The sequence below is a fragment of the Moritella dasanensis ArB 0140 genome (genome assembly GCF_000276805.1).
GTDB classification, from domain to species: Bacteria; Pseudomonadota; Gammaproteobacteria; order Enterobacterales; family Moritellaceae; genus Moritella; species Moritella dasanensis.
Window position 1 is genome coordinate 1 of the sequence record NZ_AKXQ01000019.1, and the last position, 15285, is coordinate 15285.

At 41.6% G+C, this 15285-nt stretch carries 11 protein-coding genes, 1 tRNA gene and 1 pseudogene; 6 read left to right on the top strand and 7 right to left on the bottom strand.

Going from position 1 to position 15285, the window contains the following annotated elements; translation table 11 throughout:
• Positions 1–43: 43 nt before the first annotated feature.
• From A923_RS0115170 to pepA, 3 genes are all read right to left on the bottom strand, one after another.
• The gene (locus A923_RS0115170) at positions 44–2905 is read right to left on the bottom strand and encodes a valine--tRNA ligase (protein WP_017222532.1); all 2862 of its coding nucleotides are present in this window, start codon (positions 2903–2905) and stop codon (positions 44–46) included.
• 33 nt (positions 2906–2938) lie between these two features.
• Positions 2939–3382, bottom strand: a complete 444-nt coding sequence (locus A923_RS0115175) for a DNA polymerase III subunit chi (RefSeq protein WP_017222533.1) — start codon at positions 3380–3382, stop codon at positions 2939–2941.
• Positions 3383–3613: 231 nt separating this feature from the next.
• Positions 3614–5137, bottom strand: coding sequence for a leucyl aminopeptidase (pepA, locus tag A923_RS0115180; protein WP_017222534.1), 1524 nt, complete (start codon positions 5135–5137; stop codon positions 3614–3616).
• Between the two features lie 195 nt (positions 5138–5332).
• On the opposite strand from pepA, the gene lptF reads away from it, so the two are divergent.
• Entirely contained in the window at positions 5333–6451 is a 1119-nt protein-coding gene (gene lptF, locus A923_RS0115185) for an LPS export ABC transporter permease LptF (RefSeq protein WP_017222535.1), read from the top strand.
• Complete coding sequence (lptG, locus tag A923_RS0115190; RefSeq protein WP_017222536.1) at positions 6444–7511, top strand: LPS export ABC transporter permease LptG; 1068 nt, start codon at positions 6444–6446, stop codon at positions 7509–7511. Before lptF ends, lptG begins: the two co-directional genes overlap by 8 nt.
• A 92-nt stretch (positions 7512–7603) precedes the next feature.
• Here lptG and A923_RS0115195 read toward each other — a convergent pair whose 3' ends face one another.
• Positions 7604–8155: an RDD family protein gene (locus A923_RS0115195; protein ID WP_017222537.1), complete on the bottom strand. Its 552-nt coding sequence runs from the start codon at positions 8153–8155 to the stop codon at positions 7604–7606.
• 270 nt (positions 8156–8425) lie between these two features.
• Between A923_RS0115195 and A923_RS0115200 the strand changes: the two genes are divergently transcribed.
• Positions 8426–8510 (top strand) — tRNA-Leu (locus A923_RS0115200).
• A 638-nt stretch (positions 8511–9148) separates the two neighbouring features.
• Here the strand turns inward: A923_RS0115200 and A923_RS0115205 are convergent.
• The gene (locus A923_RS0115205) at positions 9149–9616 is read right to left on the bottom strand and encodes a tetratricopeptide repeat protein (protein WP_017222538.1); all 468 of its coding nucleotides are present in this window, start codon (positions 9614–9616) and stop codon (positions 9149–9151) included.
• Between the two features lie 414 nt (positions 9617–10030).
• On the opposite strand from A923_RS0115205, the gene A923_RS0115210 reads away from it, so the two are divergent.
• Together A923_RS0115210 and A923_RS0115215 are read left to right on the top strand one after the other, a co-directional pair.
• The gene (locus A923_RS0115210) at positions 10031–10669 is read left to right on the top strand and encodes a cytochrome P460 family protein (protein ID WP_017222539.1); all 639 of its coding nucleotides are present in this window, start codon (positions 10031–10033) and stop codon (positions 10667–10669) included.
• Between the two features lie 2 nt (positions 10670–10671).
• Positions 10672–11238 (top strand): cytochrome P460 family protein, encoded by a 567-nt coding sequence (locus tag A923_RS0115215; RefSeq protein WP_017222540.1) that lies wholly within the window; start codon positions 10672–10674, stop codon positions 11236–11238.
• A gap of 110 nt (positions 11239–11348) precedes the next feature.
• On the opposite strand, the pseudogene A923_RS22890 reads toward A923_RS0115215, so the two are convergent.
• Positions 11349–11583: pseudogene (locus A923_RS22890) on the bottom strand (integrase core domain-containing protein); the annotation flags it as partial.
• Between the two features lie 165 nt (positions 11584–11748).
• On the opposite strand from A923_RS22890, the gene A923_RS0115220 reads away from it, so the two are divergent.
• A complete protein-coding gene (locus A923_RS0115220) occupies positions 11749–12375 on the top strand; it encodes a hypothetical protein (protein ID WP_017222541.1) in 627 nt (208 codons plus the stop codon).
• Between the two features lie 58 nt (positions 12376–12433).
• Here the strand turns inward: A923_RS0115220 and A923_RS0115225 are convergent, their stop codons facing one another.
• On the bottom strand, positions 12434–15262 hold the full coding sequence (locus tag A923_RS0115225; protein WP_017222542.1) for an EAL domain-containing protein: 2829 nt from the start codon (positions 15260–15262) through the stop codon (positions 12434–12436).
• Between the last annotated feature and the right edge of the window lie 23 nt (positions 15263–15285).

The window sequence follows — 15285 nt, forward strand, 5'->3', positions numbered from 1 at the left end:
ATTAATCAGCTCCCCCCTTTTTAGGTAAGTTCGATTTTAACGACTAGATCGATTCAATTCGAGCTTTTTGAGCTTCAAATTTAGCAATCGTAGTTTCGAACTCCGCCAGTTTTTCACGTTCTTTGGCGATAACCGCTTCGGGTGCTTTACCAACAAATTTCTCGTTGTTTAGCTTACCTGATACACGGTCTAAGTCTTTTTGTACTTTTTCCATTTGCTTGTTGATACGGGCAATTTCAGCATCTTTATCGATGAGACCAGCCATTGGAATTAAGATTTCCATGCCGCCTAACAATGATGTTGCTGAGATAGGCGCTTCTTCATTATCGCTAAGGATAGTGATAGCTTCTAATTTTGCTAACGAGCTAAGGAACTGTTGGTTTTCGTCTAGACGACGTTGCTCTTCAGATCCGACGTTTTTCAACAAGATTGAGATTGGTTTACTTGGACTGATGTCCATTTCGCCACGAATATTACGGATAGCGATAATGAATTTCTTCACCCATTCTAGATCTTGCATTGATTGCGCATCAACTTTATCTGCATCAAACTCAGGGAATGCCTGTAGCATGATCGTTGCGCCTTCAGTGTGCTTACCAGCAAGTGGTGCAACACGCTGCCAAATCTCTTCAGTGATGAACGGCATGATAGGGTGCATCAAACGTTGTAACGCTTCTAAGATCGTTACTAGCGTATGACGTGTACCACGCAGTTGTGCTTCAGTGCCTTGTGCGAATACTGGCTTCGTTAATTCTAAGTACCAATCGCAGAACTGGTTCCATGTGAATTCGTAAGCGATGTTTGCCGCAAGATCGAGACGGTAAGTATCAACTGCTTCACGGTAAGTTTTGATGGTTTCTTGGAATTGACCTAGGATCCAACGATCTGCAAGGCTGAACTCCATGTCGCCGCCATTTTGGCCACAATCATGTTCTTCTGTATTCATTAATACGTAACGGCTAGCGTTCCATAGTTTGTTACAGAAGTTACGGTAACCATCAAGACGTTTCATGTCCCAGTTAATGTCACGACCAGTCGATGCCATTGCTGCTAATGTGAAACGCAGTGCGTCAGTACCGTGTGCTTCGATGCCGCCTTCGAATTCTTTACGCGTTGCTTTTTCAATTTTCTTAGCAAGTTGTGGCTGCATCATGTTACCAGTACGTTTTTGTACTAGTGACTCAAGGTCGATACCGTCGATCATGTCGAGTGGATCAAGTACGTTACCTTTTGATTTTGACATTTTATCGCCAGCTTCATCACGTACTAAACCAGTCACATAAACAGTTTTGAATGGTACTTGTGGCTTGCCGTTTTCATCTTTGATGAAGTGCATGGTCATCATGATCATACGGGCAACCCAGAAGAAGATGATGTCGAAACCTGTTACCAGTACATCACTTGGGTGGAACACTTTAAGATCTTGAGTTTGCTGTGGCCAGCCTTGCGTTGAGAATGTCCAAAGCGCAGATGAGAACCAAGTATCAAGTACGTCGTTGTCTTGACGAAGTTCAACTTCAGGACCAAAATCATTTTCCGCACGTACTTCTGCTTCATCACGACCAACGAATACATTACCTTCGTTATCGTACCAAGCTGGAATACGATGACCCCACCAAAGTTGACGTGAAATACACCAATCTTGTACGTCGTTCATCCACGAGAAATACATGTTTTCGTACTGTTTTGGCACGAACTGAATTTCGCCGTCTTTTACTGCGTCAGATGCAACTTTCGCCATTGGACCAACACTTACATACCATTGGTCTGTTAGTAGTGGCTCAATCACAACACCACTACGGTCGCCGTAAGGTACTTGTAGTGTATGTGGTTCAATTTTTTCGAGTAAACCAAGTTCTTCAAACTTAGCTACAATCGCTTTACGGGCAGCAAAACGTTCCATGCCTTGGTATTCAGCAGGGATAATGAAGGTTAGTTCTGTGTTTTCTGTGCCGTCTGAGTTGATGATTTCCGCTTCTTCACGGATATCTGCGTTTTCAGTTAGGATGTTGAACATCACTAAGTTGTTACGTTTACCAACTTCATAATCGTTAAAGTCATGGGCAGGGGTGATTTTTACACAACCGGTGCCTTTTTCCATATCAGCATAATCATCAGCAACAATCTTGATGCGACGACCAACAATAGGCAGAATAATGTCTTTACCAACAAGCGCTGTATAGCGTTCGTCTTTCGGGTGTACTGCTACAGCAGAGTCACCTAGCATAGTTTCTGGACGTGTCGTTGCTACAACGATGTAATCTTTACCGTCAGCTGTTGTTGCGCCGTCTGCTAGTGGGTAGCGGAAGTACCACATGCTGCCTTGTTTTTCTTTGCTCTCAACTTCAAGATCAGAAATAGCAGTGTGGAATTTTGGATCCCAGTTTACCAGGCGTTTGCCACGGTAAATTAGATCTTCTTTAAATAAACGTACGAATACTTCTTTTACAGCTTCAGACAGACCGTCATCCATTGTAAAACGTTCACGATCCCAATCTACCGATGTGCCTAAACGACGCATTTGACGAGTAATAGTACCGCCTGATTCGTTTTTCCAATCCCAGATCTTGTCGATAAACGCATCACGGCCATAATCATGGCGTGTTTTGTTTTCTTCAGCAGCAATCTTACGCTCTACAACCATTTGCGTTGCGATACCAGCGTGATCGGTACCCACTTGCCATAGTGTGTTTAGACCTTGCATACGCTTGTAACGTGTTAGCGCATCCATGATCGTTTGTTGGAAGGCATGACCCATGTGTAGGCTACCAGTGACATTTGGCGGTGGGATCATGATGCTGTATGCATCTTTTGTTAGATCGCCGTTTGGCTTGAAGTAACCTTGCTCTTCCCAGTTTTGGTAAAGCGCTTGCTCAATGGCTTGGGGATTGTATAATTTTTCCATAGGTCTGCTTTCTAATTCTCAATGGTGGATTGATTATTCGGCGTTTACAGTTAACAGTTGTAACCCTGTTTGACGATAGTGTTTGTAACGTTCTCGGGCTTGTTGTTTTAAGCCGTCTTGATGCGGTACAAAATCGATAATCTGATTAAAGTTGACTGCAAATTGCGGTGTATGATCGTGCAGGTTGATAAGTACCTGATAACGATGGCGAGGTGATTGAAAACCGATTTCAACGGGCGCGCCATTACGTGGACCTTCACCTTGTAAATTATGTGGTACAAAACTGTTCGCATCTAATTGCCAAAGGTATTCGTCAACCTGATTGGCTGCCGATTCATCGTTGGTATGAATGTAGACGCGTTGTCCTTGCTGATAAAACTCACCAGCCAGTTTACACGCAAGTTCATGGTGCTGTGGCATGCTTGCCTCAACGCCATTTTCAGATGCTTGCATGATATAAAAAGTGACTTTTTTCATCGGTAGTTTTACGCCAAATTACGAACAGCTAAAGTTTAAAACATAACTGCGTATAATAACACAAAGCAGGGATGGGAAAAAACAGTTGTTGCGGTAATATCTGGATATACTGAGCGGTTATGCTTTTTCAGAAACTAAAAAGGTCACCGTAGTGACCTTTTTCATATTTATTTTGCGATCTTTTTATATATTCGTCGTGTGACCTTTTACATATTCACCGAGTAAATATAATTACGCTTCGTCAGCTTGTTGTACTTCGCTGCGTTCTGTACGGTTAAGTAAGAACTGCGTCAACATAGGTACAGGACGACCTGTTGAGCCTTTGTTTTTACCACTTACCCAAGCAGTACCGGCGATGTCTAGATGCGCCCAGTTGTACTTCTTAGTAAAGCGAGATAAGAAACAGGCTGCAGTAATAGTACCGCCACCAGGGCCACCAATATTCGCTAAATCAGCAAATGGACTTTCAATTTGTTCTTGGAAGTCGTCAGTGATCGGTAGACGCCATGCTTTATCAGCTGCTTGGTCAGAAGCATTCAATAATTCATGTGCTAGTGGGTTATGCGTCGATAATAAACCGGTGATGTGATGACCAAGCGCCACAACACAAGCACCGGTTAGGGTTGCTACGTCGATGACGAGTTCTGGATCAAAACGTTCAACATAGGTTAATACGTCACATAATACTAAACGGCCTTCAGCATCGGTATTTAATACTTCCACTGTTTGCCCTGACATCGTAGTGATAATGTCACCTGGACGGTAAGCATTGCTGCCTGGCATGTTTTCACAACCCGCTAGAATACCGATAACATTAAGTGGTAAATCTAGCTTAGCCAATGATTTCATTGCACCAAGTACACCCGCTGCGCCACCCATGTCATATTTCATCTCGTCCATGCCTAAGCCTGGTTTCAATGAAATACCACCTGAATCGAACGTCAGACCTTTACCAATTAAGACAATAGGTTTTGCATCTTTATCTGGATTACCTTGATAATGAATAATAGACATCTTAGCTTCGTTTGCTGAACCTTGAGATACAGCAAGGTAAGATTCCATTTTTAATTCTTTCATTTCAGGCTCACCTAAAATCTGTACAGTGATTTTGTCACTTTCATCAGATAATTGGCGTGCTTGATTTGCAAGGTAAACAGGATTACAGATATTTGGCGGCATGTTTGCTACGTCTTTACATAAACGCATACCACTAGCTACTGCTAGACCATGAGCAATGGCTTTTTCACTTGTTGGTAAGTCGCGACGCGACGTTACGTTGAACACCATTTTACGTAATGGACGACGGGTTTCTTCTTTGTTGCTTTTTAGCTGGTCGAAACGGTAGCGACTTTCGCGTGCTGTTTCAACGGCAAAACGGATCTTCCAATAGGTATCACGACCTTTAACATTGAGTTCAGGAAGGAAACAAACGGCTTCCATCGAACCGGTTTCGTTCAAGGTGTCCATTGTCTTTTTGATTATTTGCTTGTATTGACGCTCATCTAATTCGCGTTCTTTACCACAACCAACTAATAATACGCGTTCGCTTAGTACATTGGGTACATGGTGAAGTAGTAATACTTGACCTGGTTTACCTTCGATATCTCCGCGACGAAGTAGGGAACTTAAATAGCCGTCACTGATCTTATCGAGTTGTTCTGCTGCAGGCGATAAACGACGTGGTTCAAACACTCCGACAACAACACAAGCACTGCGTTGCTTCTCAGGGCTACCACTTTTTACATTGAACTCCATGGACTCTCCGGTTTCCTAAAGACAAAATCAAATATTTATAACATAATAGGGGGTTATACGTATTTAGTTAATCAAAAACTAAACATTTTCAGATAAAATGGGTGTGCAGTTAATTATTTATACTGCCGTTGTAGCTGAGTCTACCTAATTATGAGCTGCATTTCATACAAAACATTAGTCTAATATAGGTTTTAAGTGATAATTTTCCGATATTTATTTGCTGAAACATTGAAATCACAGATCGCAGTGTTATTCATCTTATCACTTATCTTTGTGAGCCAGCAGTTTGTTGCGCTGCTCTCAAAGGTAATGACAGGTGCTTTACCCGCTAACTTCGTGATGGAGATGTTGTTGTATACCATGCCAGCTTTGGGCACATTAATTTTACCCGTGAGTTTGTTCATTGGTATTTTGTTTGCACATGGGCGATTGTATGCCGAAAGTGAGATGGTGATCTTAACGGCCTGTGGTTATACCCCAAGTCGAATTTTGATGTCATCGTTATTATTATCTTCGGTGACTATAGGTCTCGTGGCTTTTAACGCGTTTGTCTATGCACCCACAGCTGAAGAAGGCCGGGTACAATTATTAGAAAATGTAGATGCTGACGTCGGTTTAGCGACCCTAAAACAAGGGCGCTTTGAGTCGCTTGATGGTGGTCGAGCGGTAGTCTACGTCGAATCTTATGACAGTGATAAAGCACTGCGTAAAATCTTTATCGCTAAATCGCCTTCGCAAGATGGTGAACGCCCGTCGGTGGTCATCGCCGATAAAGGTAATATCGAATCGGGAGAGCAGGGTTCGCAATGGCTTAAATTAAGTCAAGGCCTGCGTTATGAAGGTGAGTTATCTCAACCCGATTTTCGTATTGTTGATTTCAGTGCTTATCGGGTATTAATTCAAGAACAAGACGTACGTGAGCGTGGTCGTAGAACCAAGGCATTACCAACGTCATTGTTATGGAACTCTAATGAATTTGAGCATAAGGTTGAGCTGCAATGGCGTATCGCGCAAGTTGTCTCGATCCCACTGCTGACGTTATTAGTGGTACCGCTGGCGATGGTGAATCCACGTCAAGGTCGTTATGCGAAACTCTTTCCTGCGTTACTTATGTTTTTAACCTACTTTATGTTATTGAGTGCAGCGCGCTCTGCCATTTTAGATAAGTCATTACCATTAGCCTTTGGTTTCTGGATCGTCCATCTCGGGGTGTTGACGTTAGCTGTGTGGTTTAATTTGGCCAATTTTTCTTGGTATCACCATGCCGTATATAAGCTAAAACTCCATTTTTCTCGAGGTAACAGCAGTGATTAAAATTTTAGATATTTATATTGGTAAAGCTATTTTATTTGCCACTATGATCTGTTTGTTTACCTTGGTTGGTTTATCGGCTGTTATTAAATATGTTGAACAGTTGCGGGCTGTTGGTCAGGGGACCTATGGTTTAGGTGAAGCATTGATATATGTTTTATTGAAAATGCCTCGCGAAATTACTATCTTCTTTCCGATGGCAGCGTTATTAGGTGCACTGATTGGTTTGGGCGCCATGGCAAGTTCGTCTGAATTAGTGGTCATTCAAGCTGCAGGCCAGTCTCGTTTTAAAATTGTACTTTCAGCAATGAAAACAGCAATCCCGATGATGATCATTGTAATGTTGATGGGTGAATATGTCGCGCCTTATACAGAGCAAAAATCTGCTGAACTTCGTGGTGAGGCTATCTCTGGTCAATCTATTATTCGGGCGCAGAAAGGGGTCTGGGCAAAGGATAAAGAAAACTTTATTAATATCGGCAAAGTGAATAATGGCAGTGAACTACATAATGTCACTATCTATGAATTTGCAGATAGCCAGCGTTTAGTTAAAACGACGCAAGCTGAGAAAGCAATTTATGCAGATAAGTACTGGCAGTTAACCGATCTGCGAATTACCCATTTTGAGCGTGACAGTATTACCGTCACACAGCAGGCTGCACAGCGCTGGAATTCGACACTGACACCTGAGAAATTAGATGTGGTTACGATTGACCCTGAAGACTTATCCATATCAGGTTTGTATTCTTACATTACTTATTTAGACAGTAATAAGCAGGATGCTGACACTTATGAGTTAGCCTTTTGGCGTAAGATATTCCAGCCGGTATCAATTGGTGTGATGGTATTGTTGGCCTTGTCTTTTGTATTTGGCCCGCTGCGAACAGTGACCATGGGTGCACGTATTTTAATGGGTGTGGTTGCAGGCTTTACTTTTTATCTTGCGAGTGAGACCTTTGGCCCAATTAGTTTAGTGTACTCGCTGCCGCCGTTTCTTGGCGCGGTAGTCCCCAGTGCGCTCTTTACCTTTATTGCGGTTGTGCAGTTAAGGAAACATGGTTAGGTGAACGCTTAGCGCGAAAAATGGCAACCAATTGGTTGCCATTTTTGTTTCAGCTTATCGACACTGCCTCGTATTAAGCAGAGATAAGTCGATTATTTTTTCTTTTTCAGTTTGTCCGCATAACGCAGTAATGAACCGTTTTGATCTTTGCTTAAACGTAATACATTACAGTTTGACCAGTGATCTTGAAAGGCACGGTTTTTCATATCAAACGGTACTTGTAAGTTACCTAAGCCACACGCTGCTGTTGCAAGACGAATCATTGCTTGAGTTAAGCTGATCGCGCTGCCATCGGTATTTTGTACGCGTAAACGCCAAGCTCGCATACCAACAGTTTGACCGCCGTGAGTCCAGAACCACAGATAGAAGCCACATACAGAACCCCATACCAGTAGTGCAAACCAAATCTGATGACCTGCATACGCGGCAGTATCAACATAACGCCCAGCAATATCGACAATACCGGATGCAATTAATGCTTCTGCAATACCAAGTCCTACTGCACTGGCAACTGCTGCGATACCAATAACAATCAATGCGTCATAGACAAGTGCACCGATACGCGGCCCAAACTTGGCAATTGATGCGGTTTCGCCTGCTTCAGTTTCTTGTTTTGGTTTTCTTAGTTTATTTTTCTTCGCCATTATTGAATCCAGCCATGTCTTCAGGGTTATCTCGAAAGTGGCAACAGTGTAGCAAAAAAAATGCCCTTGGTAGTGATAAATAGTCTGTGCTGGTGGATAGCGACTGACAGAGTGCAAGGGGAACAGTACTGATATCTAAGGTGTTGATTACCGATTAGGTTACTGCCTGATGCTTTTAAACTGCACTTTGCTTTAATTTTGAACAGTTGTTTTTAGTATTATCAAAAACGCCTTGCTTGGGATCGTTTGCTATGTATAATACTGAGCTATGCCCGAGTGGTGAAATCGGTAGACGCGGTGGATTCAAAATCCTCTTCCGAAAGGAGTGGCGGTTCAAGTCCGCCCTCGGGCACCATATTTAAGTAATAGAGCCTCAACGAAAGTTGGGGCTTTGTTGTTTCTAGCACAATCAAAAGCTTACCTCGTATTCCCTTAAGTCATATCCTCAAAATATTCAGCAATAAACTATCTTTATTACCCTTTGAAAAATTAGCGACTGTCCATATCCGGTACTTTCGCATGTAGAATCTGTGCGCAAGCTATTTAAGTAAAGAGTTCACTAGATCCAACACTGTCCTGTACTTTGAAGATTGTTAACTTTACTGGTGGCTGTAACTGGCAGTATTAGCATGTGAGTAGGTTGGGTGGTTTTCGGTACTTTACGGTCCACTTCTGGTCCTAGTCCTGTCCTTTGGAATTGCTATGCGTAATTTGGTGAATTTATTGCTGGTGAAGGTCGTAGCGATATTGTTTTTCGTAATCGGTTATTGCTAAAAGTACATATGCTATATGAAGCTATGTGGTTTGCTGGTAGGGATAGTTGACATGCTCATCATCCGGCCCCTCCATATTAAAGTAAAGCGGGTATTTAATATGGAGGGAGTTCCTCACACCCTTTACCTTTTCTTAGATAATCATATCACGCAAATAATAGAAGGAAACGTGATGATCCTTTCACCGAAAAAAGGCTGTTTTAATTTAGATGCATCATGTTTAATGACTGAGTGTAGCAAGAAGTATTTCAGAGTCAGTATTGCCGTTTAGCGCTGCTTCATTGAGCCAGTAATGACCTAATTTAATATCTTCATCTTCTATATCACAGGCATTAAATATTAGCTGCAGGGCTAATTCATGCTGTGCTTCTGCTTCCCCATTAGTAGCGGCTTTTTCAAATAATTTAAATGCATAATCCTCATCTTTATCACAATGTTTACCTTGTCGGTAAAGTGAGGCTAGACAAAGCTGAGCGTAACCATCATTAAATGTATCAGCTAGTTTTAAAAAAGGTATGGCGTTAGGGTAGTCAACCGCACAGAGATAATAGCGGTACATGAGTTCGCTAATATCGGCATTATCTACAGCGGATGCTTTAAGTGACGCTAAAAATTCTTCAGATGTTGATTCATCAAATAACTTATCTTCAAGTTGTTGTAAATCTAAATTAGTAAGCTCGGTTTTCATTAATTATTCCATTAAAAAATGTACATAGCATTTAAGATATCAATTCAATTTCATTTAATAAAATCACACCATTTTTAAAAAACCGTTTAAATTTCAATACTCCTTTTGAGGTGTGTTTTTATTTTCATTTGTTTCTCAAATACTTATCTAATTTCACTTTATGTGATCTAGATCTACTATTATTTGTTGGTTTTATATTTAGGTATAATAATGCGGCAGTTTTGAATGATTTGAATCCCGTGTTATGGATAAACTTATTCATGTTATTTGATGATGGCAGGCTAACTTCTATAATGGTCGAGCTCTGTAATGGCTTATTCAAGATTAATAAAACCTTAATTAAATGATAAATTTTTTCCCTGAACTATCCTTAAGCATATACAAAAATGGTATTAACTATTCGGGGTATGGATAATGACGATAGTAAAAAAAGCCTTTATGAGTATCGTGGGTGCTGGCGCACTCGCTCAACTATTACTTGCGGCAGCACCTGTTGCGGCTGAAGAATATAGCATTAAAGATGGAGTACTAAAGCGCCCCACAGGTTACCGAGAATGGATCTATGTCGGTACCCCGGTAACTCCAAATGATATGAATAATGGCAAGGCGGCATTCCCCGAGCATCATAATGTGTATATTGATCCAAAAAGCTGGTCGCATTGGAAAGATACAGGCAAGTTCCGTGAAGGCACTATTTTAATAAAAGAGTTAGTCAGTGTTGGCTCGAAGGCCGCCGTCAGTGGTCAAGGTTATTTTCAAGGTGAGTTTATTGGTCTGGAAGCAACGATCAAGAGTAAGAAACACTTTCCGAATGAACCTGGCAACTGGGCCTACTATAGCTTTTCCACTAAAGATCATAAAACGTTAGCTGCGACAGCGAAACCATTCCCTACAGCATCCTGTAATAGCTGTCACTTAGCCTCGGCATCTGATGACTTTGTCTTTACGCAGTATTATCCAGTGCTTAGTGCAGGTAAAGCAAAGGGTGAAAGTGCTGCGGGTGGTCATGATTCTGACTTGAATAATAGCTATGTTGAGCCAAAGGGTAACTAATTATGCGAACCATCAGATTAAAAAAATTGGGTATAAGTTTAGCGTGTGTAGCGATTGTTGGTGCTGGTTCATTTTCGGTAATGGCGGAGGCCGCATTTTCTCCGTATGTTGATGGTAAAGGCAATATTAGTTTTCCCTTAAACTTTCGAACCAATATGGTTCATTTAGGTTCATGGTTTGTTCCTTCTGGTGGCGCCAGTGGTTTTCATGATGTATATACTGAGAAAAAATCTGTAGAGGCGTTTCGTAAAACGGGTAAATTCCCTGACGGTGCAGTACTGGTTAAAGAGCTTAGGGCATCAAAATCGGGTACTTATACTACAGGGGAAGGTGTCAATTATGCCACGAGTGACATTAAACAATGGTTCGTCATGGTCAAAGATGTGAAAGGCCGGTTTGCCAATAATCCTTTGTGGGGGGATGGTTGGGGTTGGGCTTTATACAAGCCAGGTAATAAAGCCAAGAACGTTGCAACTAACTATAGAACGGACTGCTTAGCTTGCCACGTGCCTGTTAAAGATAAGGACTGGATATATACGGAAGCTTATCCTACATTAAATGCTCAATAGTACTGTACACATCAATCATTAATTAGAGTCAACACTATCCCAAACTATGGACAGGAATATTCAACAAGATCTTAGTATCTATCACTACTGCAAAAGCGTCTCTGAAGTGGTCAATTAATTTTGGCCACAGTTTTGTATTCTAAAAAGTATCTTCGTTCTAATTCATTTGGCGTTAAACCGCCGTTGTATTGATGCGGCCTAACCTGGTTATAATACCCTGTGATGTAATTAGTTATTGCTCGTTTTGCTTCATCTAAATTCAAATACCCTTTTCACTGGCATCCATTCAGATTTAAAGCTTCTAAAAAACCGCTCCATAGGACTATTATCCCAGCAATTTCCTGACCAGACTTGATTTGGTGACATTGAAACTCTAAATGTTAATGTCACACTATATATTTGATTGAAAAGTGATTTATTGTTGAGTTATTTATTTAGGGGTAGGTTTATTGTTTGGGTTATAATCGTTAACTTATCAATAATAATCTATCTGATATCAAGTAGGGATACATGAAAAAAATATTACTTTTGAGCGCATTACTCATTTCCAATACCGCCAATGCTGGTTTAAACCTTGACTATAGAGCTTATAATACGCCAGTAAATTACAACTTTGCTGAGGTTCAAGTCGGTTATCATGTCTATAAACCGGATGGTCAGAAGGACGTTGACACCACTAATATTTCGATTGGTAGTGAGTTGATGCTTAATGAACATGTGATATTAAAGTATTCATTTTCGGGTGAAGAAATAAATGATGCAACGCTGTTAGGCGCAAACGTCGGCTTATTATATAGACTACCAGTTGCTGAAAAGTTAGATCTTGTATTGGGTGGTGAGGTTAAGCTTGATTGGCTAGGTGTCGATGATATTGATGGTAGTTCGCACTATAGCCATGAAAACACAGATATAGGCGCTCACTTAGGGGTGAGGTATGGTTTTACTGATAAGCTGGAAGGCGTTACGCAGGTAGTGATATCTGATACGTCTTCGACTTCATCAATGACAACCGAAGTGACATCTAAGTTATCGTATTATGTGAGCAAAAATGTTGGTGTTGGTGCATTTTACCTCGCTAGTTTCAATGATTATATGGATGAATCTAACGTCGGTTTGCATGTTAGGTTTAGATTTTAATAAAGCGTAACTAACGCCGAGTATTTACGTTTTTATTCCTGTCTGTTACAGCTGATTGTTAACGCGAGCTAGTATATTCGCCCGCCTCTAATAACAATTCAAACTCAGCGGCAGGAACGGCTTTAGAGTACAGATAACCTTGCGCGTAATCGCAGCCTGCACGAATCAAGAGTTGCTGTTGTTCTTGGGTCTCTACGCCTTCGGCAATGACCTTGATACCTAGTTTATGGGCCATCACTATAATGGCTTCACATAATATAAGATCTTCTGAAAGCGGTTTTAGATTTCGCACGAAGGATTGATCTATTTTTAAATAATCGATATCAAAACGTTTGAGGTAGGAGAGTGATGAATAACCGGTACCAAAATCATCTAATGCGACATTGACCCCTGCATCACGTAAGGCTAATAGCTTGTCTGTCACCAGGTGGTTGGCTTCCATCAATAACCCTTCAGTGATCTCTACAACTAAGGCATCACCGGGTAAGTTCAGACTATTTAAACGATCAAACCATTCGTGCAGATCGCTGTTAGCGCAAAATTGTACCGGTGATACGTTGATGCTCATCTGAAATGAGTCGTTATGGGTCTGACGCCAAAGACTCAATTGGTTTACTGCTTGTTGGAATACCCAATTACCGATGTCGTTGATCATGCCTGTCTCTTCTGCGATAGCAATGAAATCAAGTGGACTGACTAACCCTCGTTCTGGATGTTGCCATCTGATCAAGGCTTCAGCTTTAACGATATGACCAGTTGCCAGATTTATGATGGGCTGATAAAACAGGGAAAATTGATTTTTTGCTAATGCTTGACGTAGATCGTTGGTCATATTCCGACGTGCGATGGCGTTTTCTTGCATCGTAGACGTGAAATATTGAAAACCGTTACGCCCTTGCTCCTTGGCTGCATACATCGCCTGGTCTGCATTCTTTAATAAGGTATCGACAGCAATGCCGTCTTCAGGATAGGTGGTAATGCCAATACTCGATGAAATGTGCACCATTTCATCGCCGCATTGAAATGGTTGCGATATATGATTCAGGATCTTATTCGCGATCCGTTCTACAGTGTTAAATTCATCTAACTCGCCTAACACGACGGTAAACTCGTCACCGCCTAAGCGCGCGATGGTATCCGTTTCACGGACGCATCGACGCAGCCGTTTAGCTGTATCTTGGATCAGTTTATCGCCGATATCATGACCGAGAGTATCGTTTATTTCTTTAAAATGGTCGAGATCGAGAAATAATATCGCGACACTTTTCCCAGAACGCTTTGCTTTGTTTAGTTCATTCTTGAGGCTATCATGCAACATATAACGGTTAGGTAACCCGGTTAAGAAGTCTAGATTGGCTTGTTTCCAGATTAATTCATCCGCTTCTTTACGTTCGGTAATATCACGGAAGCTCCATAATCGACCGTAATATTGACCATCATCTGCGATCATTGGTGCCGAGTAACGTTCAAAAATATGACCATCTTTGAAGGTGATTTCGTCGGTGTTTACTAAGAGATGCTGCTGATTTATTTCGTGAACTCTTTTTAGGAAAGCCTCAGGTTCATTTACTTTGTCGATAACATAGCTAATCAGTTCGACTTCGGTCTTGAGTGTTAATGCATCTGGCGTGAGTTGCCACATAGCGGTAAATCGTTGGTTAACTGAAATGATCAGGCCATCACTGTTGACCGCTAATAGACCATCAATAGAGGCATCTTGCTGGGTGGATAACAGGGTGTTTTTAAATGCCATCTGCTCGTGAGACTGTTTACGTTCCTTCACGCGAATAATGAAATAGACCGCGCTAATCGTTACTATTATGACGATGAGTGAGAGTAAGGCTGCATACCACCAGAACATATTAGCGGGCGGGTTAGGTTCATAGAGGAAACCCTTAAACGGGTAATTTAGCGGTAACATGCCAAGCTCTGCATAGGTATTGGCAATATGCTGCCAGCGCTCCGGATTCATATAACCGACTTCTACTAACACTGACTCTATCAAAGGTTTTATTTGTCGCGCTTCATATAATAAATGTTCACGCGAATTACGTTGTGAATACTTGGCTAAGATAAGGTCTACAATTTCTTCAGGGTGTTGTAATGCATATTTCCAGCCTTTGATACTTGCTTGGCGGAAGGCTTCAACTCGTTCGGGGTATTCCTCAATTTCCTGCCTACTGGTAAACAGGTTATCACCATAAAAATCGATGCCGGCAGAGCGAGGGCTATAGGATTGATAACGAAATCCTGCGCGATCAAGATAATCTGGTTCATTGGTGACATAAGCAGAGAATACATCGACGCGACCTTGGATCAGGTCTTCTGGATCGAAGCTGTGTGGTAATTGTTGTAAACTTTCTAGCGAAATAGCTTCTTTATGGAGGTAGGCAATAAGTTCGTCGGCTTGCGCTGCGATCATAACGCGTTTACCGACGATGTGCTGAATGGCTTGTGTTGCATCCTCTAATGGGACTAATAAAAGATATGGCGAGTGTTGTAGTATGACGCTAAGCACCACAAGTGGTTTTCCTGCACTGTGTGACAGGACTAAGCTACTGCTGCCAACACCATATTGAGCTTTGCCTGACAATACATTTCTTTCGGGTTCGCTACCGTCAAGGCCTTCGAGGATGGACACATCAAGTCCCGCATCTTGGTAATAACCTTTTTCCAATGCAGCATAATAACCAGCGAACTGAAATTGATGTAAATATTTTAGTTGCAGGGTGATATTTTCAAGCGCGTTGCTTACCCCTGGATAAAGGCTAACAAAAAGTAACAGGGGAAGCCGGAGTCTTCTGTATCTGCGGCAAAGTCGTAGCCACAAGGATACGGGTTTATTACGGGGAAATAACAGTTTTATCAAAGATAAGTTCAATAGCATTAAATACCTATTAATAATTAACT

Excerpts from the sequence above, each read along its gene's own strand:
- A923_RS0115225 (WP_017222542.1), bottom strand. The coding sequence starts at position 15,262 with ATGCTATTGAACTTATCTTTGATAAAACTGTTATTTCCCCGTAATAAA.
- A923_RS0115175 (WP_017222533.1), bottom strand. The coding sequence starts at position 3,382 with ATGAAAAAAGTCACTTTTTATATCATGCAAGCATCTGAAAATGGCGTT.
- A923_RS0115215 (WP_017222540.1), top strand. The coding sequence starts at position 10,672 with ATGCGAACCATCAGATTAAAAAAATTGGGTATAAGTTTAGCGTGTGTA.
- A923_RS0115220 (WP_017222541.1), top strand. The coding sequence starts at position 11,749 with ATGAAAAAAATATTACTTTTGAGCGCATTACTCATTTCCAATACCGCC.
- A923_RS0115195 (WP_017222537.1), bottom strand. The coding sequence starts at position 8,155 with ATGGCGAAGAAAAATAAACTAAGAAAACCAAAACAAGAAACTGAAGCA.
- A923_RS0115170 (WP_017222532.1), bottom strand. The coding sequence starts at position 2,905 with ATGGAAAAATTATACAATCCCCAAGCCATTGAGCAAGCGCTTTACCAA.
- pepA (WP_017222534.1), bottom strand. The coding sequence starts at position 5,137 with ATGGAGTTCAATGTAAAAAGTGGTAGCCCTGAGAAGCAACGCAGTGCT.
- A923_RS0115210 (WP_017222539.1), top strand. The coding sequence starts at position 10,031 with ATGACGATAGTAAAAAAAGCCTTTATGAGTATCGTGGGTGCTGGCGCA.
- A923_RS0115205 (WP_017222538.1), bottom strand. The coding sequence starts at position 9,616 with ATGAAAACCGAGCTTACTAATTTAGATTTACAACAACTTGAAGATAAG.